This window comes from Stakelama portus (assembly GCF_003171655.1).
GTDB lineage: Bacteria > Pseudomonadota > Alphaproteobacteria > Sphingomonadales > Sphingomonadaceae > Sphingomonas > Sphingomonas portus.
Genome location: NZ_QFZL01000001.1, coordinates 153,536 through 173,873 on the forward strand (window position 1 = coordinate 153,536; position 20,338 = coordinate 173,873).

Annotated in this window: 14 protein-coding genes; 7 read left to right on the plus strand and 7 right to left on the minus strand. The window is 64.5% G+C overall.

Going from position 1 to position 20,338, the window contains the following annotated elements; genetic code table 11:
• The first annotated feature begins 59 nt into the window (after nt 1-59).
• Genes DKB74_RS00685 through DKB74_RS00695 form a run of 3 tightly spaced genes read left to right on the plus strand, consistent with a single transcriptional unit; the run spans nt 60 to nt 4,503 of the window.
• Nucleotides 60-1,553 (plus strand): tryptophan halogenase family protein, encoded by a 1,494-nt coding sequence (locus DKB74_RS00685; protein ID WP_161956760.1) that lies wholly within the window; start codon nt 60-62, stop codon nt 1,551-1,553.
• The gene (locus tag DKB74_RS00690; protein WP_109806208.1) at nt 1,550-3,016 is read left to right on the plus strand and encodes a tryptophan 7-halogenase; all 1,467 of its coding nucleotides are present in this window, start codon (nt 1,550-1,552) and stop codon (nt 3,014-3,016) included. The genes DKB74_RS00685 and DKB74_RS00690 overlap by 4 nt, the downstream gene beginning before the upstream one ends.
• A complete protein-coding gene (locus tag DKB74_RS00695) occupies nt 3,013-4,503 on the plus strand; it encodes a tryptophan halogenase family protein (protein WP_109806209.1) in 1,491 nt (496 codons plus the stop codon). Before DKB74_RS00690 ends, DKB74_RS00695 begins: the two co-directional genes overlap by 4 nt.
• 2 nt (nt 4,504-4,505) lie before the next feature.
• Here the strand turns inward: DKB74_RS00695 and DKB74_RS00700 are convergent, their stop codons facing one another.
• Together DKB74_RS00700 and DKB74_RS00705 are read right to left on the minus strand one after the other, a co-directional pair.
• The gene (locus tag DKB74_RS00700) at nt 4,506-5,246 is read right to left on the minus strand and encodes a GntR family transcriptional regulator (RefSeq protein WP_109806210.1); all 741 of its coding nucleotides are present in this window, start codon (nt 5,244-5,246) and stop codon (nt 4,506-4,508) included.
• Nucleotides 5,247-5,318: 72 nt separating this feature from the next.
• Entirely contained in the window at nt 5,319-6,401 is a 1,083-nt protein-coding gene (locus DKB74_RS00705) for a glycosyl hydrolase family 18 protein (RefSeq protein ID WP_161956761.1), read from the minus strand.
• A gap of 98 nt (nt 6,402-6,499) precedes the next feature.
• Between DKB74_RS00705 and DKB74_RS00710 the strand changes: the two genes are divergently transcribed.
• On the plus strand, nt 6,500-9,067 hold the full coding sequence (locus DKB74_RS00710; protein ID WP_109806212.1) for a family 20 glycosylhydrolase: 2,568 nt from the start codon (nt 6,500-6,502) through the stop codon (nt 9,065-9,067).
• Between the two features lie 44 nt (nt 9,068-9,111).
• On the opposite strand, the gene DKB74_RS00715 is transcribed toward DKB74_RS00710, so the two are convergent.
• The 4 genes from DKB74_RS00715 to DKB74_RS00730 form a co-directional block, all read right to left on the minus strand.
• Nucleotides 9,112-9,669: a hypothetical protein gene (locus DKB74_RS00715; RefSeq protein WP_109806213.1), complete on the minus strand. Its 558-nt coding sequence runs from the start codon at nt 9,667-9,669 to the stop codon at nt 9,112-9,114.
• A gap of 68 nt (nt 9,670-9,737) precedes the next feature.
• Nucleotides 9,738-10,751 carry a glycosyl hydrolase family 18 protein gene (locus DKB74_RS00720; RefSeq protein ID WP_145960869.1) on the minus strand — a complete coding sequence of 338 codons (1,014 nt, stop codon included), beginning with the start codon at nt 10,749-10,751 and terminating at the stop codon, nt 9,738-9,740.
• 15 nt (nt 10,752-10,766) lie between these two features.
• On the minus strand, nt 10,767-11,300 hold the full coding sequence (locus DKB74_RS00725) for a type II secretion system protein N (RefSeq protein ID WP_161956762.1): 534 nt from the start codon (nt 11,298-11,300) through the stop codon (nt 10,767-10,769).
• 289 nt (nt 11,301-11,589) lie between these two features.
• The gene (locus tag DKB74_RS00730; protein WP_239987314.1) at nt 11,590-12,459 is read right to left on the minus strand and encodes an ABC transporter substrate-binding protein; all 870 of its coding nucleotides are present in this window, start codon (nt 12,457-12,459) and stop codon (nt 11,590-11,592) included.
• A gap of 290 nt (nt 12,460-12,749) precedes the next feature.
• Here DKB74_RS00730 and DKB74_RS00735 point away from each other — a divergent pair, with 290 nt between their 5' ends.
• Nucleotides 12,750-15,596: a TonB-dependent receptor domain-containing protein gene (locus DKB74_RS00735; protein WP_109806217.1), complete on the plus strand. Its 2,847-nt coding sequence runs from the start codon at nt 12,750-12,752 to the stop codon at nt 15,594-15,596.
• Nucleotides 15,597-15,772: 176 nt separating this feature from the next.
• Nucleotides 15,773-17,287, plus strand: a complete 1,515-nt coding sequence (locus tag DKB74_RS00740) for a lipopolysaccharide biosynthesis protein (RefSeq protein WP_239987315.1) — start codon at nt 15,773-15,775, stop codon at nt 17,285-17,287.
• A gap of 9 nt (nt 17,288-17,296) precedes the next feature.
• Here the strand turns inward: DKB74_RS00740 and DKB74_RS00745 are convergent, their stop codons facing one another.
• Entirely contained in the window at nt 17,297-18,967 is a 1,671-nt protein-coding gene (locus DKB74_RS00745) for a carboxylesterase/lipase family protein (protein WP_109806218.1), read from the minus strand.
• A gap of 74 nt (nt 18,968-19,041) precedes the next feature.
• Between DKB74_RS00745 and DKB74_RS00750 the strand changes: the two genes are divergently transcribed.
• The gene (locus DKB74_RS00750) at nt 19,042-20,334 is read left to right on the plus strand and encodes a hypothetical protein (RefSeq protein ID WP_145960870.1); all 1,293 of its coding nucleotides are present in this window, start codon (nt 19,042-19,044) and stop codon (nt 20,332-20,334) included.
• Nucleotides 20,335-20,338: the final 4 nt, after the last annotated feature.

Sequence of the window (20,338 nt, forward strand, 5' to 3'; positions counted from 1 at the left end):
GATGCCCTCTGGCCGCCACCGCTCAGGGCGTTAGACTTGGCTGTATGATGGGGCGGGCGATGCAACTGGTGGTGATCGGCGGTGGTACGGCGGGCTGGATGACCGCCGCCGCGCTGTCCGCCCGGCTGGCGCCGTCAGGCTATGATATCGTCCTGATCGAATCGGATGCGATCGGCACGGTCGGTGTCGGCGAGGCGACGCTGCCGCAAATTCGCGAGTTCAACGCGCTGATCGGCGTGGACGAAGCCGATTTCATCCGTGCCTGTCATGCCACGTTCAAGCTTGGCATCGAATTTGTCGGCTGGGGCGATGGGGACAGCCGCTATATGCACCCGTTCGGTCGGTTCGGGCAGACGATCGGCGGCACCGAATTCATCCATTCCTGGGCACGCGCGCGCGATGCCGGCTGGGCGCGGCCGCTGGAGGAATATTGCCTGGCGATCCAGGCCGCGCGTCAGAACCGGTTTGCCTTTCCCGCCGCGGACGGTGGCGATGTGCGCGCATCATATGATTACGCCTATCATTTCGATGCCCATCTTTATGCGCGCTATCTGCGTGGGCTGGCGGAATCGCGCGGCGTGCGACGGATCGAGGGCCGGATTGTCGATGTCGTACGGGATGCCGAGGGCGGTGCCGTGCGTTCGGTCGTGCTTGAGGGCGACAGGACGATCGACGGCGACTTTTTCATCGACTGTTCGGGCTTTCGCAGCTTGTTGCTGGGCGATGCCATGCAGGCCGGTTGGGAGGACTGGAGCCACTGGCTGCCATGCGATCGCGCGGTGGCGGTTCCCAGCGACCGGATCGATCCGCTGCCGCCCTATACGCGCTCGACGACGCGAAGCGCGGGCTGGCAATGGCGCATCCCGCTGCAGCGCCGGACCGGCAACGGCTATGTCTATTCCAGTGCCTATATCGATGATGACGCGGCCGTTGCGGAATTGCTGGCCGGGCTGGATGCGCCTGCGCAAGCCGAGCCGAAACTGCTGCGCTTTCGTGCGGGTCGGCGCGCGCGATCCTGGGTCGGCAATTGCGTCGCGGTCGGGCTGGCGAGCGGCTTTCTCGAACCGCTCGAATCCACCAGCATTCACCTTGCGCAGATGGCGATCGTATTTTTGTTGCGATTGCTGCCGGACTCCCGATCGGTCGATCCGACGCTGGCGGCGGAGTTCAACCGCCTGATCGACGTCGAATATGAACGGGTGCGCGATTTTCTGATCCTGCATTATCACGCCGCCCGGCGCGACGACACGCCATTGTGGCGCGATTGTCGGCGCATGGCGGTGCCGGACAGCCTGTCGGAGAAAATCGACCGCTTTCGGCGGCGCGGCTATGTCCATGATTATCGCGACGGCCTGTTCGCGCCGCCGAGCTGGCAGGCGGTGTTCGTCGGGCAAGGGATCGAGCCGGCCGGTCACGACCGCCTCGCCGATCGTCTGGGCGCGGATGAACTGCGCGCGCAGCTTGAGGGCATCGCGCGCGAAATCGACGGGGCGGCGGCTGGAATGGGCGATCACGGCGCAGCAGTCGCTGCCTTTTGCGGAGGCGGGGCGTGACCGCGATCCGCAAGGCCGTGATCGTTGGCGGCGGGATCGACGCCTGGATGGCGGCAAACGCATTATGGGCGGCGTTCGGGAGCACCGGGCTTGCGATTGAGGTCGTCGAAACGCCGATGTCGGTTCCGGCGGGGATGGCGTGCGCCTCGACACCGCAATTCCGCAACTTCCTGTCGCTGGCCGGGATCGCCGAGCGCGACCTGCTACGCGCCGGACAGGCGAGTTTCTGCCTCGCCCAGCGCAATATCGGCTGGCGGGGGGAGGGGCGTTCCTTCGCGCGCGGATATGGCCACATAGGCGCGCCGATCGCCGGACTGCCCTTCCTGCCCTTCTGGTTGAAGGCGCGACAGCATGGCATGGACGTCGATCTGTCGGCTTTCTCTGTCGGGGCGATTGCCGCCGGTAATGGGCGGGCGCCCGGCGCGGGAGCGTCGCTGGACTATGGCTATCAGTTCGATCTGGCAGGTGCCGTCGCCTTGCTGGCCGCTGCTGGCCGGCATCGCGGTGTGGTCGCCATCGCGGCAAACGACGTCACGCCGAACCACGATGGCACGACCGGCCGGCTCGCGTCGCTCCGGCTGGACGACGGGCGCACGGTCGATGGCGACATTTTCATCGACGCGACCGGGGGCGAAGCGAGGCTGAGCCCGGCTTTGGGTTCGGCGGAGCGCCTGACGGACGATACCGATCGGCTGCTGTTGGCTTCGGCGCCGCGAATGCAATCACCGCATCCGCTGGTGACGGTCATCGCACTCCCGCATGGCTGGCTGAGCGTGATCGCGCTGCGTGATCGTACTGCGGTGTGCATGCGGTTCGCGGGCGCGCTGCTGTCCGACGACGCGGCGGCACGCGCCGCCACGGAATGTGTAGGCGTGCCGTTGCACCCGCACGGGATTGTACCGCACGCAAAGCATCGGCGGCTGACGCCGTGGACGGGAAACTGCGTGGCGATCGGGGAGGCCGCTTGTACGGGCAGCGATCTCGATGGTGCCGATCTGCAACGGTTGCAGGTTTCGATCGCGCACCTTGTCTCGCTGTTCCCGATCGACACCGAAATGGCGGTCGAAGCGGCGATCTATAACGAGCGGGTGCCGCTGCATTTCGACCGGATCGAGGATGTCATGGGCGCGCGTCGCCGGCGCAATGGCCGCACCGGCGAGCCGTTCTGGGATGCCGCGCGCGCCGCGCCGATCTGTGACCCGTTGGCGCACCGTCTGTCGATCTTCGCGCGGCGCGGGCTGGCGCCGCTGTATCAGGACGAAAGCTTTGGCGAGGAGGATTGGCAGTCGCTGCTGATCGGCATGGGCGTCATGCCCGAAAGCTATGATCCGCAAATCGACCGGGTGCGCGACGACGATGCCATCGGGCAGATGCAATCGCTGCTCGGCGCGATCCGCCGCACGGTAGAGGCGATGCCCGCGCATGAGCAGGCGCTTGCCGCGGCGATGGCGGCGCGCGCATGACGGGCGCGCCCGGCATCGCGCGCACGGTGATCGTCGGCGGCGGCACCTCCGGCTGGATGGCGGCGGCCGCGCTGGCCCGCGCGCTTGGCGGGCAGCACCAGATTACGCTGGTCGAATCCGATCGGATCGGCACGATCGGTGTCGGCGAGGCGACGGTGCCCTCGTTGCGCGAATTCCACCGTTTCCTGCAACTCGACGAGGATGCACTGGTCCGCGCGACGCAGGCGACGTTCAAGCTCGGCATCGAGTTCGTTGGCTGGAACGGAGAGGGGAGCCGATACTTCCATCCGTTCGGCTATCTTGGCGCCGACATGGCGGGGATCGGCTTCCATCACTTCTGGCAACGCTATGCGGCCGAGACGGGGGAGCGCGATTTTCTAGCCTATAATCTCGAAGCAGTAGCCGCGCGACAGGGGCGTTTTGCCCGTGAGATGCGCCACGGCGCGGTCAATCACGCCTTCCAGTTCGACGCCACCGCCTATGCCCGCTTCTTGCGCGCCTTTGCCGAACAGCGCGGTGTCATTCGGCGCGAGGGCGATGTCGTCCAAGTCGTTCAGGATAGCGCGAACGGCATGATCCGCGCGGTGCAACTGGCATCGGGCGAGACGGTCGAAGGCGATTTCTTCATCGATTGCACCGGATTTCGCGGCTTGCTGATCGGTGGCGCGCTGGGTGTCGACCAGGTCGACTGGCGACACTGGTTGCCCTGTGATCGCGCCATCGCCGTGCAGGCGGAGCGCATTGAACCGCCGACGCCCTTCACTCGCGCTACTGCGCGCGAGGCGGGGTGGCAATGGCGTATTCCCCTCCAGCATCGTACCGGCAACGGCTATGTCTATTCGGCCGCGCATCTGGACGATGACGAGGCTGAGCGGCGGTTGCTCGCGCGGCTGGATGCGGCGGCGATCACATCGCCCACGCGATTGCGGTTTCAGGCCGGCCATCGTCGCGCATTCTGGCGGGGCAATTGCGTCGCGCTCGGGCTGGCGGCCGGATTTCTCGAGCCGCTCGAATCGACATCGATCCATCTCGTCCAGACGTCGCTCATCCGCCTGCTGGGGCTCTATCCGCGCTCGGTGATCGATCCGGCGGTGGTTTCCCGCTTCAATGAGGAAACCCAGCGCGAATATGAGCATATTCGCGATTTCCTGGTGGCGCATTATATGCTGGCGGGCGCAATCGATACCCCGTTCTGGAACGATGTGCGGGCGATAACGCCGCCCGACAGCCTGGTCGCACGGCTGGGCGCCTTTCGCCGGACGGGTGCCATTTTATACCACCCGACCGATCTGTTCGGCGCGACCAACTGGTTCGCGGTGCTGATGGGGCAGGGGGTTACCCCCGACGACTGGCACCCGATCGCGGATTCGCTGCCGCCCGCGCTGCTTGCCGAACGCATGGCGCTGATCCGCCGCCGGGTCGAAGAGGGCGTTGCGGACCTGCCGCCGCATGCGGACTTTATCGCTGGTCGCGCCGCTGGCGGCTGACGTCAGAGGCTGTTGAGTTCGGCAACCCAGTCATAGGAATCGCCGCGATAATAGGATTGGGTGTGTTCGGCAGCGCGGCCGTCGCTCAAAAAGCCGCGGCGTTCGATGAACAGGCCGGGATCGCCCGCGCTGACGCCCAGCAATTTCGCCTGTTTGGCCGTGAAGGCCACTGCGCGAAGCCGCTGCAGCGCGCGCACCGGCCGCGTGCCGGTTTTGTCGAGTGCTTCGTACAGCGAGGCGTCGACGATGTCGGGATCGGGCAGGCAATATGCCGGGATGGTCGAATATTCGAGCGCCATCGAAATCTCGTCCGAGAAACGGACGCGCTGGAAACGGTGGACCAGCGTGCCCGGCGACAGCCCCAGGGACAGTGCTTCCTCCGGCGTCACGGCGCCGCTGGATCGGCTGATCCATTCGCTGCGGGGCGTGCGCCCGCGCGAGATCATATCCTCGGAAAACGAACTCAGTTTGGAGAAGCTTTTCTCCACGCGCGGTGCGACGACGAACGTACCCGCGCCACGTCGACGCGTCAGCAGCCCCTCGCTCACCAGCCCGTCGATCGCCTTGCGGACGGTGATGCGCGAAACCTTGAAATCTTCCGAAAGATCGCGCTCGGTCGGGATCGCTTCGTCGGGCGCGACCTTCCGCTCACTGATCGCGTCGCGCAGCACCTTTTGAAGCTGGAGATAGAGCGGCGTGGGATCGTCCTTGGCCAGCATGCCGACACCGTCGATCAATGACATCGCTCTTTCCTAAATGGTCATTCTGATATGACCTTTCCGATAGAGACCAATGTAGCATTTGGTCTCCGTCAGTCAATCGCCGACTCCCTCGGCGGGCTTGCCGTCCAGCACCGCCCTGGTCGCCTTGCCGGCGCGGGCGTCGTCCGTATCCTGTGCGATATTCCATACCATGATGCCGCCGGCCAGCCGCCGCGCGAGCGCGGCCTTGGCGCGCAGCGTTTGCAGGCTGTTATAGGTGATGTAACTGCACCTGGCACAGGCCGACCCGATCGTGTCATGGTCCCGGACCGCATCGCCAAAAGCGGCAGCGATCGCACGGAAGGTGTAATCCGGTGCGTAGCTGCCGAACCCATAGCCGTAAAAGGGTATGCCCAGCACCAGCCGGTCGCGCGGCACGCCAAGGCGGAGCCAGTAATCGAGATCGAGCACCGCCTTGCGCAAGGACGCGTGTTCGCCGCCCGCGTCGCCCCAGCTCGGCCCCACATCATCATAGGACATGACCCCGATATAATCGAAATCGTCAAAACTGCTGTCCGGGATGCGGCTATGGTCGTCGGCCCCCGTGGCGCAGGTCAGCAATTTGCCGCGCGCCTTCAGCGCCGCCGATAATTGCGCGATGAACGGTGCATAGGTGCCTGCGCGAACAAGCCCGTAGAGAATATCGTTTTCGAGATCGACGTCGATGCCGTCCAGCCCGGTCCGATCGACGATATCGACGAGTTGCTCGACCAGAGCGGCGGCATGGGCCGGTCCAAGCAGAGCGTTCCAGTCCCCCGAGCACGCGGGAAGCACGCCGCCGCCGATCGACAGCAGCACTTTGGGCCCCGCAGCGTGAATGCGTTGCACTGCGTCGCGCAATTGCGGAACCGTGAGCATCGTTCCGTCTGCGGTACTCGCGCAGGTAAATGCCCCGTCTTCGGTCAGCGCGCCGCCGGGGATCGGATTGGCGAAGGCAAGGTCGATATGCGTGTAAAGCGACAGGTCGACGGTCGCGAGCGCGGCTTCCAGTCCGGCGTCGACTGGAAGATAGCCGATCATCACCGGCGGCTGCGGTGTGGCGGGAGCAGCGTGGACGCGCGAAATACCACAAGCAGCGGCGATCAGCAGGGCGAGGCCGATCAGCGGATGAAGCGGCAGGGCTGGGCGGGGGAACAAGGTCGCATTCCTTTCACTGGCGAGGCAGGCTTGGCTATCTTGACGACCTAACAAGGTCATGACAACTATATAACATAAGCGAAGATCGGGAGCGGAATATGTGGAAGACGGGTCTGTTGGCGACGGTGGCGCTGCCGGTCGCATTGGTTTCCGCCGCAACGCCGCAATCCCGGCCGGGCCCTTCCCAGGCCGCGCTCGATACGCTCGCCCGGGAAATGGGGTATGGTTTCGCCATTCTCGACAATCACCCGGATCATTGCCCGTCCGGCGGGACCGCATGCTTCCGCGCCACGATCACATTGACGATGCCGGAAGTCCTGCCGCCCGACCTCGCGTCAGGCGGCTTCACGCTGACCTATAATTTCGTCGCGCCGCTGATCGAGGCACAGTCGGAAATGTTCGCCGACAAATTGGTCAATGGCGATCTCCATCGCCTGACGGTCAAGCCGGGCGCGCGGCTGGAACCGGGGAAGCGCTATGTCATCACCTTATGGGGTGAAGGGCATTTCTTCTCGGCCTATTATCCGATGCCCAATGCCTTTCTGAGTGCGGACGGGCTGGAGCCGCGCACGATCGAAGCGGCAAAAGCGGCAGTCGATCCGGAAACGGGTATCGAATATCTTCCTTTCGTCGCGCCGATGACCGACGAATCGAAGCTGGCCGCCGCCGATGATAATGATGCGACGCAGTGGCTGACGCCCGAGCGCGCCTATGACCTGTATGCCGCCTGGGGGCAGGCGCAGGGCCAGCCCGATTTCGCGATCATTCCGAAACCCGTGCGGGAAACCCGGCTCGACGGTGACCCGATCGACGTGACGGGCGGTCTGACCCTCAAGCTATACGGCGTGACGGCGAATGATGTCGGTCCGGCGCTGGACTATCTGAAGGCTGCTGGTGTCGGGAATTTCACCAGCGGTCCGATGCTGTCGGTGACGGTCCGGCCGGGGTCGGACATCGCCGCCGAGGGCTATCATTTGCAGGTGGAAGACGGCGCGATCGATATCACCGCCAGCAGCCCCGCCGGCGCTGCCTATGCGCTGCGATCGCTGGGTCAGGAAACCGCCTATGAAAAGGGTTCGCTGCGGCCGATGGCGATCGATGACGCCCCTGCCTATCCCTATCGCGGGCTGCACATCGATCTGGCGCGCAACTTCCACAGCAAGGCCGAACTGCTCAAGCTGATCGACGCGATGGCGGCGTACAAGCTCAACAAGCTGCACCTCCACCTCGCCGACGACGAAGGGTGGCGGCTGGCGATCAAGGGGCTGCCCGAACTGACCGAAATCGGATCCAGGCGGTGCGGCGATCCGAGCGAGATGACCTGTCTCGCGCCACAGCTGGGTGCCGGACCCACCGGCACGGGGCCGCAAAATGGCTATCTCTCCGATGCCGACTATATCGAGATCGTAAGAGCCGCTGCCGCGCGCCATATCGAGGTAATTCCCTCGCTCGACATGCCGGGCCATTCGCGCGCGGCCATCCGGTCGATGGAGGTGCGCTACAAGCAGCTGATGGATGCGGGCGAGCCTGAACAGGCGGCGGCATATCGTCTGGTGGAGCCCGGCGACACGACGCGCTATCGCAGCATCCAGAATTACGACGACAACACGCTCAACGTCTGCCTGCCGCAAACCTATCGCTTCTTCGGCACGACACTCGACGCGGTGATCGCGCTGCACAAGGCGGCGGGCGTGCCGCTGAACATCTTCCATATCGGCGCCGACGAGACGGCGGGCGCCTGGACCGAGTCACCGGCATGCAAGGCGCTGATGGCGCGCACCGGCATGAAGGCCGATCAACTCGGCGCCTATTTCATCGAGCGCGTGGCGAAGATGATCGCCGATCGCGGGATCAAGGTTGCGGGGTGGAGCGACGGATTGAGCCATACCGATCCGGCGAAGATGCCGGAACATGTGCAGTCGGGGATCTGGGGCGGACTGTTCACGGGCGCCGTTGCCGAAACGCACGAACAGAGCAATCGCGGCTGGGATACGGTGCTGTCGATACCCGATTTCGATTATTTCGACATGCCCTATGCGCCCGACCCCAATGAGCGCGGCTATGACTGGGCGACGCGCGGCATCGATACGCGTCAGGTATTTGCGTTCATGCCCGGCAATCTTGCCGCCAATGCCGCGATCATGAAGGACATTACCGCGCATCCGCAAACGCTTGACGATGCGACGCCGCTTGAGCCCGGCCGGCTTATCGAGGGCATCCAGGCGCAATTGTGGAGCGAGACGGTGCGCGGCGACGCGGCGGTCGATTACATGCTGTTTCCGCGTTTGCTCGCCTTTGCCGAGCGCGCATGGCGAAAGCCGGAATGGGAGCCGGCATATCAGCCCGGCGCGAGTTACAGCTATCAGGACCCGCGTGTCGATCGCGCCGCGATCGATAGCGCTTGGCGGAATTTTGCCGGGCGGATGAGCGCGCAATTCCCGCTGCTCGATAAAGCGGGCATTCGCTACCGCCTTGCGCCGCCGGGCGCGCGGGTGATCGACGGGCAGTTGTATGCTGTTTCGGAATTTCCGGGGCTGGCGATCGCGTATCGCCAGGGCGACGGGGCCTGGCAGGTCTATACTGGGCCGACTCCGGTCTCGGGCCCTGTCTCGCTGCGCACCGTCGCACCGGATGGCCGGCCCGGCCGGACCGTCTCGATTCGATAATGGCGCTCGTCCGGGCCGGGCAACACGCCCGGCCCGGTGCGTCGTCAATCTGCGCTGGCCGGGCCGAGGTCGAGGACGAATGCAGGGCCGAGCGCCAGCGTCTGTCGGGCGGTACCGATCGACAGCGCGCCATTGGCCTCACCGGGGCCGAAATCCTGCGGCGACACACCCGTGATGTGGACCAGCTTCCACTCGCCGCTGACGGTTATGTCGCCCGAAAAAGCAGCCGCGTAGGGCGCCGCGCTTTGCTGAACCACTGCCTGGATTGTAGTGGTTCCGCCGTCTCCGCCGCTTTCGAGTTTCGCCCAGAATGCGAACACCAGCGCATCGCCCTTCCTGATCGCACCCTGGATCGGCGTCGAGGCACCGATATCCCAGCTGTGCGCCGGTTTGGCGGGAATCGTGACGATCATCGCGCCGCCGCCCTGCACGTCACCATCGCGCGTCACTCTATGCGTCTGGCCGTCGCCATAGACCGACCAGTCCTGCACATTGGGCGTATTGATGAGCTGGCCGTTTTGAGCGTCCTGCGCGGGCGCGCTGACCGCAGTTACGACTGCGATCAGTGCGGCGACGATGCCGCTCGTGCGAATTATTGACATGGTGGTTGCCCCTCCTGTGATGGCCTCAACAAAAAAGGGGCCGCGCTCGATTGCGCGGCCCCATATTTTCAAAGCCCGCCATTGGCGAGCGCGGTCCAGAAGCCGTTATTCTCCTGACCCAGCGACCAGACCGAAACGCCACCCACGCCTTTGGACACGGCATATTGCGCCTTCAATTTGATGCTGTGCGCGTTTTCGTACCAGACGACATGTTCCTTGCCGCCGGTCTGGTAATAGAATTTCGGACTGGAAGAGGCGCTGTCCCATTCGGGCGTGGCGCCCAGCGACGAGATCATGCCCGGGATCGCCTTGTAATCGACCTGTTCCCCGGTGCCGTCGGTCAGGTTCCAGTCATAGCCATAAGCCGGGATGCCCATGTTGATCTTCCACAACGGCATTTCGGTCGCGGCATAGGCGATCGAGGCCTTTACCCAGTCGAGCCCGGCGACGGGACCGTCCGGGCCCCACGGGCCATTTTCGTCATAGGTCATCACCTGGACGATGTCCGCGGATTGCCCGATCGCCCCATAATCATAGGCGCCGGTCCAGAAATCGTTGGGATCGTTCTGATCGGTCGCCGGCACCGAGACGATCAGCAGGCGCGAATGCTGGTGGAGCGCAATCGCCAGGTCGCTCACGAAGCTGCTCAGCAACGACCGGTCGGTCTTGTCCACCGCTTCGAAATCGAGGTTGATGCCGGTGATCCCCGTCTGTTGCGAGAGCGACACCATCGTGTCGATCGCATGGGTTCGCGCCGCACCCGGCACCAGCACCGCATGGGCGATGGTGGGGCTGAAGTCGCTGGTGTCGAAATTGGAGATGATCGGATAGAGATCGACGCTGTTGGCAGACGCCGCCTGCTGGACGGCTGACGGCATCGAGCCGGTTATGTTGCCGGACGAATCGATTGCGTACAGGTCGGTCCCCATGACGTCGAGGCGCGGCGCGTCCGCCTGCAGTTTCGCATTGGATGTGCTGAAAGTGTAATAGCCCAATATCTGAATCGGGTCCTGGACCTGGGTATGCCCGGATGTCGATAGGAACAGTGCCGCTGCAGCAGCTGACAAAAGCGTGTATTTCACTGGAGTTCCTCCCTGTTAATGATCCTGTGCTGTTGACGGGTCGTTTGAGCGGAAGGTTTTGCGGGATCCGGCGCGTAGTCGGCCGTGGTGGCGCAGGTTGGCGAACAGCGCGTGCATCCTGGGATCGCTCTGCTGCTCTTGTGGGGATGGGGACGTGGCGGCGGAACGGAGCGCCAGCCGACGCTCGACTCCATTTTCGAGAATGTCCGCGTGATCGGTCGCGACCGACTTCAGCGTGATGCCCGGTGCGATCCGGTCACCGATGCGATAGAATTGAGGCTTGCCGTCGCCGACCGCGACCAGGGCATTTTGGCGTCCGTCCTGCGGTCCCGACAAGGTTGCGAGCAGGGTCAGCTTGCGCTGGCCTGACGGCGGTGAGTCGAGCAGGCCGGTTGCTTGAGAGTCAGGCGTGCCGGCTACAATGACCTGCCCCGGCGCGAGCGGGTTCCGGTCGTTCGATCGAGTGAAACAGAAAATTGCCAGCAGCGCGACGGCGCCCGGCAGCGCCAATAGCGCCAGCGGCGAAATCCCGCGCCCGAGCTTAGGCATTTCGGACAGCCGGGTCGAAGCTGCCGCCTTCAGCCGGCCTCGAGCGAGGCAGCGGCAACGATTCCCGGCTGACAGTTCCTGTTTCCATCGCATAGACCACGAGCTGATTTAGAACATGACCAATGCAATACCAGAAAAATACAAGGTATCAAATTCTATTTCGGCGCTCCGACGAACGAACCGCGAAATCAAACGCCGCAAATGCGCGTTCCGCAGGCGGCACCATTGCCGTGAATGCTTGAATCGCCTGCTTCGGGGCAGGGCGCGCGGGGCGCTTGTTGGCGCGAATTTACCGGCTCAGCGCTTCTTCGAGCACGGATGTGTCGATCAGGCGGGATAGCTGGTCGCGGGTGCGCGGCGGGCGGTTCGACTGGGTTGCCAGCCAGGCCTCTTCCTCGACCAGCCTGTCGAGCAGATCTTCCGGAAGATCGGCGGGAAACCGATGGTGGCGCCACGATGCCGCGACCAGCGGGACGGGATAGCCGCTGCTTTGCGCGACGAGTTGCCAGATCGCTTCGGGGTCGTCTCTTGCCGCGCGTGCGGCGGAAACAACTTCGCGTACGAATGCCACGATCCGAGCCCGGCGGGCGGGATCGTTCAGCGCGCGCTCGGTCGTGTTGAGGTTGTAGAGTTCGCGATAGACGCGGGGATTGGCGAATTCGATGGCGTCCGTACCCAGCGCGGCATGCGCGCGCTCGGCTTCGGGCTCCCAGATCGCGATTGCATCGACCTCGCCTTCGCGCAGCGCGGGCTCCATTTCGCGGGGGCGTAGCGGAACGCGAACGACTTCATCGTTTGCGATCCCCGCATCGGCGAGCATCCGGTCGAGAAACAGGGCAGCGGAGGTGCGTTCGAATATGCCGATCCGCTTGCCGCGAAGATCGGCGATCGTCGCGATTCCCGCCGACCGCCGGGCAACGATCCGGTACAGCCCCTCGGTAACGGTAAGGATGATGCGAAGGTCGGGATTGTCGACCGACGCGCGCAGCGCCTGCGTTGCCGCCTGGGCGGCAATATCCGCATTGCCCGGTGCGTGATCGAATCCGCCGGCTGCTGCTTCGCCCTCCGCCTTGAACAGATTGTCGACGCCGCCGCTGAAGAAGATCGCCCGGCGCGGCCCCGCGCGCTGAACCGCGAGCAGGACCGGGCCGATTTCCATGACATCATGTCGCCCGGCAACCTTGATTGGAGCCCCGGAGACCGTGGGTTCCGCAATCGTCGTGCACCCGGCCAGCATGGCGGCGACGAGCCCAAATGCAGCTGCGGCGATCCTTTTCAACATCCGTCCCCGTTTTCCGAATTCCCTTTGCCAATGTATAATGCTATTCGTCATGATACCGCAATGGTATCGGTTGGACAACGACAAACGATTGGACCGTTGCTCCCCCTTCCGGTCCCAATGGCGTCAAGGGCGAAAATAATTCGCCGATAACCAGGGGGAGAGGGGCGATGCGCCACACCAATAAGCGTTCGAGCAGTTTTGATTCCGCGCAGAGGCAATTTCGTCTGACGGCGGCGATGGGCGCGATTGCCGCAGCCTCGCTGATCGGATCGGGTGCCCATGCCCAGACCGCCGGCGACCCGGCACCTGTCGACGAGAATCAGGACGCGCCGCTGCAGGAGAATCAGGGAGCCGAGATCATCGTGACCGGCTCGCGCGTGAGCGGCTTTACCTCACCGACGCCGTTGACGACCATCGGTGAGGAAGAGCTGCAAACCCGCGCGGTTCGCAATCTTGCGGACATCATGTTCGATACGCCGACGCTGAAACCGACTCAGAATACCGGTCAGTCGAGCCAGCCGATCGGCGCGAGCAATTTCGATCTGCGCGGGCTTGGCCCCAACCGCACGCTGGTGCTGGTCGATGGGCGGCGCTTTCCCGCCACCGATCCGACGGGCGGCGTCGACGTGAACGTAATTCCTGCGGCGCTGGTCAAGCGGATTGAAATCGTCACCGGCGGCGCTTCGGCTGCTTATGGTTCCGACGCGGTCTCCGGTGTCGTCAACATCCTGCTCGACGATCGGATGGAGGGGGTTCGCGGGTCGGTGCAATATGGCCAGTCGACCTATGACGATCATTACAAGCCTGCGGTGTCGCTGGCGGTGGGCAAGGCGTTCGGCAATTTCCATTTCGTCGCGTCGGGCGATTATTTCCGCGATTCGGGACAGCTGGCGCAGGAAAGCCGCCCCTGGGCACGCGGCGATTATGCGGTTCTGACCAACCCCGCCTATCCCGGCACGCCTGGTGCGCCGCGACTGGTGATCGCGCCCAATGCCCGTTTTTCCCAGATGACGACGGGCGGCGTGACGCTGCTCAATTCGATTCCCGCGCTGCAGAATATCCAGTTCGGCCCCAATGGCACCGTGCTGCCCTTCAATCGCGGCACGCTGGTCGGCAGCACCTATATGTCGGGTGGCGATGGCGGGACGCTGTCGGCCACGTCGAATATCTCTCCGGTTATCGAGCGTGCGACCGGCTTTGGCCGGCTGAGCTATGATGTGAGCGACAGCGTCACGCTCTATGCCGACGCGCTTTATTCGCGCGCCGACATTTTTTCCGACGGTACGACGGCGACCGACCGGAATCTGGTGATCCAGCGGGACAATGCGTTCCTGCCGGAGCCGATTCGCGACATCCTGATCGCGAACAACCGGACCAGCTTTTCGATCGGCCGTATTGGCGCGGAAGAGGGGGCGTTCACCAACACCGTCGACAACACGGTTCAGCGCTATGGCCTGGGCGCCAATGGCGAGTTCGGCAATGGCTGGCACTGGGACGTATCGGCGCAGTTCAGCCGCGTGCGCTATTATCGCGAGGACGGCAACAACCGGAACAATGCCCGTTACAGCCTGGGCGTCGATTCGGTCATCAACCCCGCCACCAACCGGCCGATTTGCCGGGCGCTGCTCAACAATCCCAATCCGACGGATGCGCAGGACCCCTATCGCGACATTCGCGACTGCGTGCCGATCGACGTGTTCGGCCCGGGATCGATGTCGCAGGCGGCGCTCGATTATATCGGGGGCACTGCCTTCCTCGATTCGCGGCAGGAACAGGATATCTATGCCGTCAATCTCGAAGGATCGCCCTTTTCCACCTGGGCAGGGGACGTGTCGATCGCGGTCGGCGCGGAATATCGCCGTGAATCGGTACGCGCCACCAACGACGCAGTCTCGCAGCGTTCGGGCTGGAAGACCGTCAATCCGCAGGCGCTGGACGGTTCGCTGAACGTCAAGGAAGCCTATGCCGAAATCGTGGTGCCGCTGTTGCGCGATTCGGGTTTGGGCAGGTTGCTCGACCTCAATCTCGCCGGGCGCGTAACCGATTATTCGACCAGCGGCACCGTCACCACCTGGAAGGCGGGCGTCAATTATCAGCCGATCGATTCGATCCGGCTGCGCGCGACGCTGTCCAAGGATATCCGTGCGGCCAATATCAACGAGCTTTATTCGGGCCAGAATCAGTTCATCAACACCATCACCAACCCGGTCACCAATGTCGCGCTGTCGACGCTGCAGCTGACCGGTGGCAATCCGGACCTGCATCCGGAAGAAAGCCGCGCCTTCACTGCCGGTATCGTGTTCGAACCGGGCTGGCTTCCCGGTTTCCGGGTGTCGTTCGATTATTTCTCGTTCAAGATCGACGAGGCGATCACGTCGCTGACCGGGCAGCAGATCGTCGATGGCTGCCTGGCGCAGGGACAGACTGCGTTGTGTAACGCCATCACCTTCAACGGCAACACCATCACCCAGGTGCAGGCGACGCTGATCAACGCGGCCCAGTCCACGGCGAAGGGATTCGATATCGAAGCGGTCTACGGATTCGATCTGGGCGCCGGTCGCGTATCGATTCGCGGGCTCGCCACGCATGTTTCCGAACTGACCGTGACGAGCGACGGCGTGACGACCGATTTCGCCGGGACCGTGGGCAGCACCGGCACGATGGGTCCGGCCGGCGGCATTCCCAAATGGCGCGGTACGCTTTCGGTCGATTATGGCAGCGAGGCATTCGGGGTGGGTGCGCTGGTCCGCTATGTCGACGGCGGCAAGCTCAACGTATCCTATGTCGAAGGCGTCGATATCGCCGACAACAGCGTGCCGTCGCGCACCTATGTCGATCTCAATGGTCGCGTGCGGCTGACCGGCGCTATCGAAATCTATGGAACGATCGACAATCTGCTCAACACTGCGCCGCCGCTGACGCCCAATGCGATCACGGCGCCCAGCTATGCCTCTTCGGTCTTCTATGACCGGATCGGGCGGACCTATACGATCGGCGCGCGCTTCCGCTTCTGAACCGGCGTTCGCGCGGTGCCACGGTGCTGCCCGCTCCCGGACGATCCGGGGGCGGGCGGGGCCGGGTTCGGCCGATTTTTCGCCCGGATGCGCGGCGGCGCAATTATTCTGAACCTGCGGGCGCGCGGTGCTTGCCCTTTACGCGCGATTAAGAGCGTTTCGGCTATCGCCGCCCAATGTTGCACCAGCGCCTGAACAGCACCCAAGAGCGCCCGACCGGCATGTTCGCGCTGGCACGGCAGGCGGTGATCTGGCGCGCCGGTGCTCAGATTGCCGGACAACTCATTACCTGGAGCGCCACATTTCTGGTGATCCGCATCCTCAGCCCGCACGATTACGGGCTTTTTGCGATGACTCAGGTGATGTTGACCGTGCTCAACATGCTCAACGGCGCCGGGCTGGCGAGCGGCCTTATCCAGAAGCCCGACGCCGACGAACGATCGATCCGTCAGGTGTACGGAATGCTGATCGTCCTCAATTTCGGGCTTGGGATCGTCCAGTTCGCGCTGGCGCCGCTGGCGGCGGCTTATTTCCAGCAGCCTATCGTCGCCGATCTGCTTCGCGTTCAGGCGTTTTTATATATCACCACGCCGTTCGTTGCCTTTCCCTATGCGCTGCTCGCGCGCGAAATCGATTTCAAGCCGCAGGCCAAGGTCTATTTCCTGTCTTCGATAACCGGCGCAATCGCCGCGCTGGCCGGGGCGCTGGCGGGGCTGGGCGTGTGGACGCTGATTTTGGCCCCGGCGGTATTGTTCACGACGCGCGCGATCGGCATGACGCGCGTATCGGGTCATCACTATCGCCCCTTGTTCGATTTTCGCGGCGCGGGGGCGCTTGCCAAGTTCGGCGGGCTGATGGCGGCGGGCCAGTTCTTCTGGGTGATCCAGAGCCAGGCGGACGTGTTCATCGCGGGCCGGGTGCTGTCTCCGGCGACGCTGGGCCTGTATACGACCGGGCTGTTCCTGACCCAGATACTGGTTTCCAAATTCGTCCCCGCGATCAACGATGTCGCCTTTTCGGTCTATGCGCGGATGCAGGACAATCGCGACGCGGTAGCGGTCGGTTTCGCACGTTCGGCGCGAATGGTGATGCTGGTCGCGATGCCCTTCTACATCGGCCTTGCGGTTACCGCCGAACCTTTGGTTGCGACGGTTCTGGGCGCGAAATGGGTCGAGGCCGGGCCGATCGTCCGGCTGCTGGCGCTGGCGATGCCGATGATGACGCTGCAGGTACTGGCCGGGCCGGCGTGCAGCGCGATGGGCCGACCGGGACTGACGGCAAAGATCGGTGCCGTCGGCGCGATCCTGTTGCCAGCCGCATTCGCCGTGGGTCTGAACTGGGGCGTTCAGGGGCTCGCCGCCTCATGGTTCTTCGCCTATGTCGCCTATCTCCTCTATACCGGCGTGCGGACCTTGCCCGTCATCGGCCTTTCGGCGGCGACGCTGGCGCGCGCGATTCTGCCGCCGGTGGTGGCTGCGATGGTCATGGGCGTGGTGGTGGTGCTGGTCGATCGCGCGCTGCCGCCGATGACGGATCCGGTGCGGCTCGTCATCCTCGTCGCGGTTGGTGCCACGGTCTATATCGGCTGGCTGACGCTGTTCACGCGCGCGATCCTGCATGAAGCGATCGCGATGGCGCGCGGGCGTGCCTATGGCGGGGAAGTGCCGGTTCCCGAACCCGAAGCCGCATAGGACAGGCGGTTATTGCGATCCGTCGGCTCTGGGCGCCGCACGGACTCCCGATTCCAGAAACCATTGCTGGCCGGCTGCGCGGTGGCGGCGAACCCATTCCTCCTGGACTTCGAACATGCCGGGGATCGGATTGTGCCCCGCAAGCGGTCGCTCGGCGAAGGTCATGAAGGCTTCGGTGTCGCCATAGGGCGCCCAGGCGGCATTGCCCTCGCTATGCGGCGTGCCGGTGGCGGCAAAGCTGGTCCAGTAATCGAGCATCGCGTCGGAAAGCGCGGGCGCATCGGCATCGCCCGCCATGCCGGGCCAGTTGGGCGGCATATGCGCGGCGTCGAGATGGCCGAAGACGAAGGGCAGTTCCGACGCGTGGAAGGCGCAGATGTCGCGCGCGCGGGCCTCTGGCTGGCAATGGTCGAAAAGATAGAGATAGGCCGGAACGCCCGCCGCCGACTGGAGCCGAACCATACGCTCGGTCGCCCAGCCATAGATGGTGTCGCGCAGCGCGCCGATCATGCTCGTTTCGATATCGCTCGACGGATAGACGGCCAGAAAGGCGGGAGCGAGATCGCCATAGCCCGCGCGGATCGCCGCTTCATAGGCTTCGGCGCTGGCGGGTGCTTCGGGCAGGAACGCGCGCTGCGTGCGTACTTCGCCGCTGTTGAACCCGGCGATCATCGGCACTTTCGCCTGTTCGCCCGCGTCGAAGGTTTCGACGACCTGTCCGGGCAGTACCGCGCCGTCGATCGTACCCTGCGGCGTGAAGCGCGCGCGCGCCGCCGCGACGGTGAGCGTATCGGCATCCATCGCGAGCATGTCGTCGAGCGTCGCGGCGCCAAGCGAGGACATCAGCTTCGTCCCGATATCCTCGGCAGAGGGCAGGCCGAACATCGGCGTGCGCAAAGCCGGAACGGCGCGGGTATTGGCGCTTTCGACGATCGCCTTGTCGAACAGGCCGCGTGCGCGCGGGCTGGTCAGCAGATAGCTGATGCTCAGCGCACCGGCGGATTCGCCCATCACGGTGACGTTGCGCGAATCGCCGCCGAAGGACGCGATATTGTCGCGCACCCATTGCAGCGCCGCGATCTGGTCGAGCAGGCCGTAATTGCCCGAAACGCCGTCGGGCGAACGCGCGCTGAGCGCGGGATGCGCCAGCCAGCCGAGCACGCCCAGCCGATAGTTGATCGATACGAAGACGACGCCGCGCTTCGCGAAATTCTCGCCCGAATAGAGCGGGTCGGCGCCGCTGCCGATCTGAAGCGACCCGCCATGGATATAGACGATCACTGGCGCATCGGCGGCATCGTCGGGCGCCCAGACATTGAGCGTCAGGCAATCCTCGCTCGTCGCCGGAAGCTGGCTGTAATAGAAGCTGGAGGTCGGGACCGGGGGTTGTTTGCACGCGGGTCCGAATGCCGTGGCCGCGCGCACGCCATCCCAATGTGCCGCCGGGCGGGGCGCGCGCCAGCGCAAATCGCCGATGGGCGGAGCGGCATAGGGAATGCCGCGAAAGACGTGGAGTTCGCCTTCGACCGATCCCGATATCCGGCCGGTCTGCGTCGATACGACAGCTGCTGCCCCGACCGGCTGCGCGATCCGATCATGAGCACATCCGCTTGCCAGCAAAGCGGCGAAAAAAAGAGCGATCCAGCGCGGGATCGCCCGGAGGTGGAGGTTGCGCGGCATGATTGCATCTATACACTCTCAAGTGAGTGAACGGCAACATTCGATTGCCGCAACCATCGCTGGAGAGATACACGATGCGTACCACGCGACGCCGGATGCTGGCTGGATCGATGATGCTTCCGGCAGTCCCTGTCATCGGAGCTTCGGCATCGGCGGGGGAAGCGCCGACATCGATCGCACAGGATCTCGCGACCTATATCGAATTCGGCAACAAGCAATCGGGCGGTAGCGGCGATGCGCGCTGCGGCGCGTGGATGGCGGCGGAGCTGGAAGCCGCCGGCTATGCGATCGAGCGAATCGATTTCGACGCGCCCTGGTTCGAACCGGATCGCTGCCAGCTCGATTGCGACGGCCAGAGCGTGACGTTGTGGCCGCAACCGATCGTCGTGCCGACCCCGGATGCGGGAATTGCCGCGCCATTGGTGCGGGTCGGACCCGATGGTGGCGCGGACGCGCCGTTGGCCGGGGCGATCGCGCTGGTCGACCTGCCCTCGGGCCGCTGGTCCTCGTTATATTGGCCGCAAGTGCGCACGCCGCTTCAGGCCGCATTCGATCAGGGCGCACGCGCGGCGGTGATGATCACCAATGGCCCTTCGAACGAAATCATCGCGCTCAACGCCGACGGGCGCGAACCGATGTTTCCCGGTCCGGTCGCGTTGCTGGCACCGCGCGAGGCGGAGCCGTTTCTGGCCGCCGCGCGCGAACATCGCGACGCGCGGCTGGTGGTGACGGGGCAGGGCGGTCGGCGCCCGGCCTTTAATTTCGTCGGCCGGATCGATCGCGGGCGCGGCAAATGGCTGGTCGTATCGACGCCGCGATCGGGTTGGTTCGATTGCGCGGGGGAACGCGGCGGCGGCGTCGCCGCCTGGCTCCACATCGCGCGCTGGGCGGCACGCGAGCTGCACGATCACGACCTCGCATTCCTCTGCAACAGCGGTCACGAATATCAGTATCTGGGCGCTGCGGAATCGATGCGGCATATCGCCCCACCACCGCAGGAGACTGCGTTCTGGCTGCATCTGGGCGCCAATCTGGCCGCGCGCGAATGGCATGATGCCGTGGGCGAGCGCCGTCCGCTGAGCGCCACCGACGCGCAACGCTATCTGGTCGTCACGGGCGGTTTGCTCGATGCCGCCCGCCTGCGCTTTGCCGGGCTTTCGGGGCTCGAAGACCCCTATGCCAGCGACCGGATTTCGGCAGGCGAGCTGACCGCGATCCTCGAAGCGGGCTATTCGCCGACAGCGGGTATTTTCGGCGTGCACCGGTTCCACCATGTCGCGCTTGACGATGCGCGCTGCGTCTCGCCCTCGGCGGTCGCAGAAACGACCGCCGCCTTTGTCGCGCTGGTGCGCGACGCGCTCGCCTGATCGC

What these genes read in the sequence shown, in the direction of transcription:
- DKB74_RS00685 (WP_161956760.1), top strand. Translation starts at nt 60, where the DNA reads ATGCAACTGGTGGTGATCGGCGGTGGTACGGCGGGCTGGATGACCGCC.
- DKB74_RS00695 (WP_109806209.1), top strand. Translation starts at nt 3,013, where the DNA reads ATGACGGGCGCGCCCGGCATCGCGCGCACGGTGATCGTCGGCGGCGGC.
- DKB74_RS00700 (WP_109806210.1), bottom strand. Translation starts at nt 5,246, where the DNA reads ATGTCATTGATCGACGGTGTCGGCATGCTGGCCAAGGACGATCCCACG.
- DKB74_RS00710 (WP_109806212.1), top strand. Translation starts at nt 6,500, where the DNA reads ATGTGGAAGACGGGTCTGTTGGCGACGGTGGCGCTGCCGGTCGCATTG.
- DKB74_RS00715 (WP_109806213.1), bottom strand. Translation starts at nt 9,669, where the DNA reads ATGTCAATAATTCGCACGAGCGGCATCGTCGCCGCACTGATCGCAGTC.
- DKB74_RS00725 (WP_161956762.1), bottom strand. Translation starts at nt 11,300, where the DNA reads ATGCCTAAGCTCGGGCGCGGGATTTCGCCGCTGGCGCTATTGGCGCTG.
- DKB74_RS00730 (WP_239987314.1), bottom strand. Translation starts at nt 12,459, where the DNA reads ATGGAAATCGGCCCGGTCCTGCTCGCGGTTCAGCGCGCGGGGCCGCGC.
- DKB74_RS00735 (WP_109806217.1), top strand. Translation starts at nt 12,750, where the DNA reads ATGCGCCACACCAATAAGCGTTCGAGCAGTTTTGATTCCGCGCAGAGG.
- DKB74_RS00740 (WP_239987315.1), top strand. Translation starts at nt 15,773, where the DNA reads ATGTTGCACCAGCGCCTGAACAGCACCCAAGAGCGCCCGACCGGCATG.
- DKB74_RS00745 (WP_109806218.1), bottom strand. Translation starts at nt 18,967, where the DNA reads ATGCCGCGCAACCTCCACCTCCGGGCGATCCCGCGCTGGATCGCTCTT.
- DKB74_RS00750 (WP_145960870.1), top strand. Translation starts at nt 19,042, where the DNA reads ATGCGTACCACGCGACGCCGGATGCTGGCTGGATCGATGATGCTTCCG.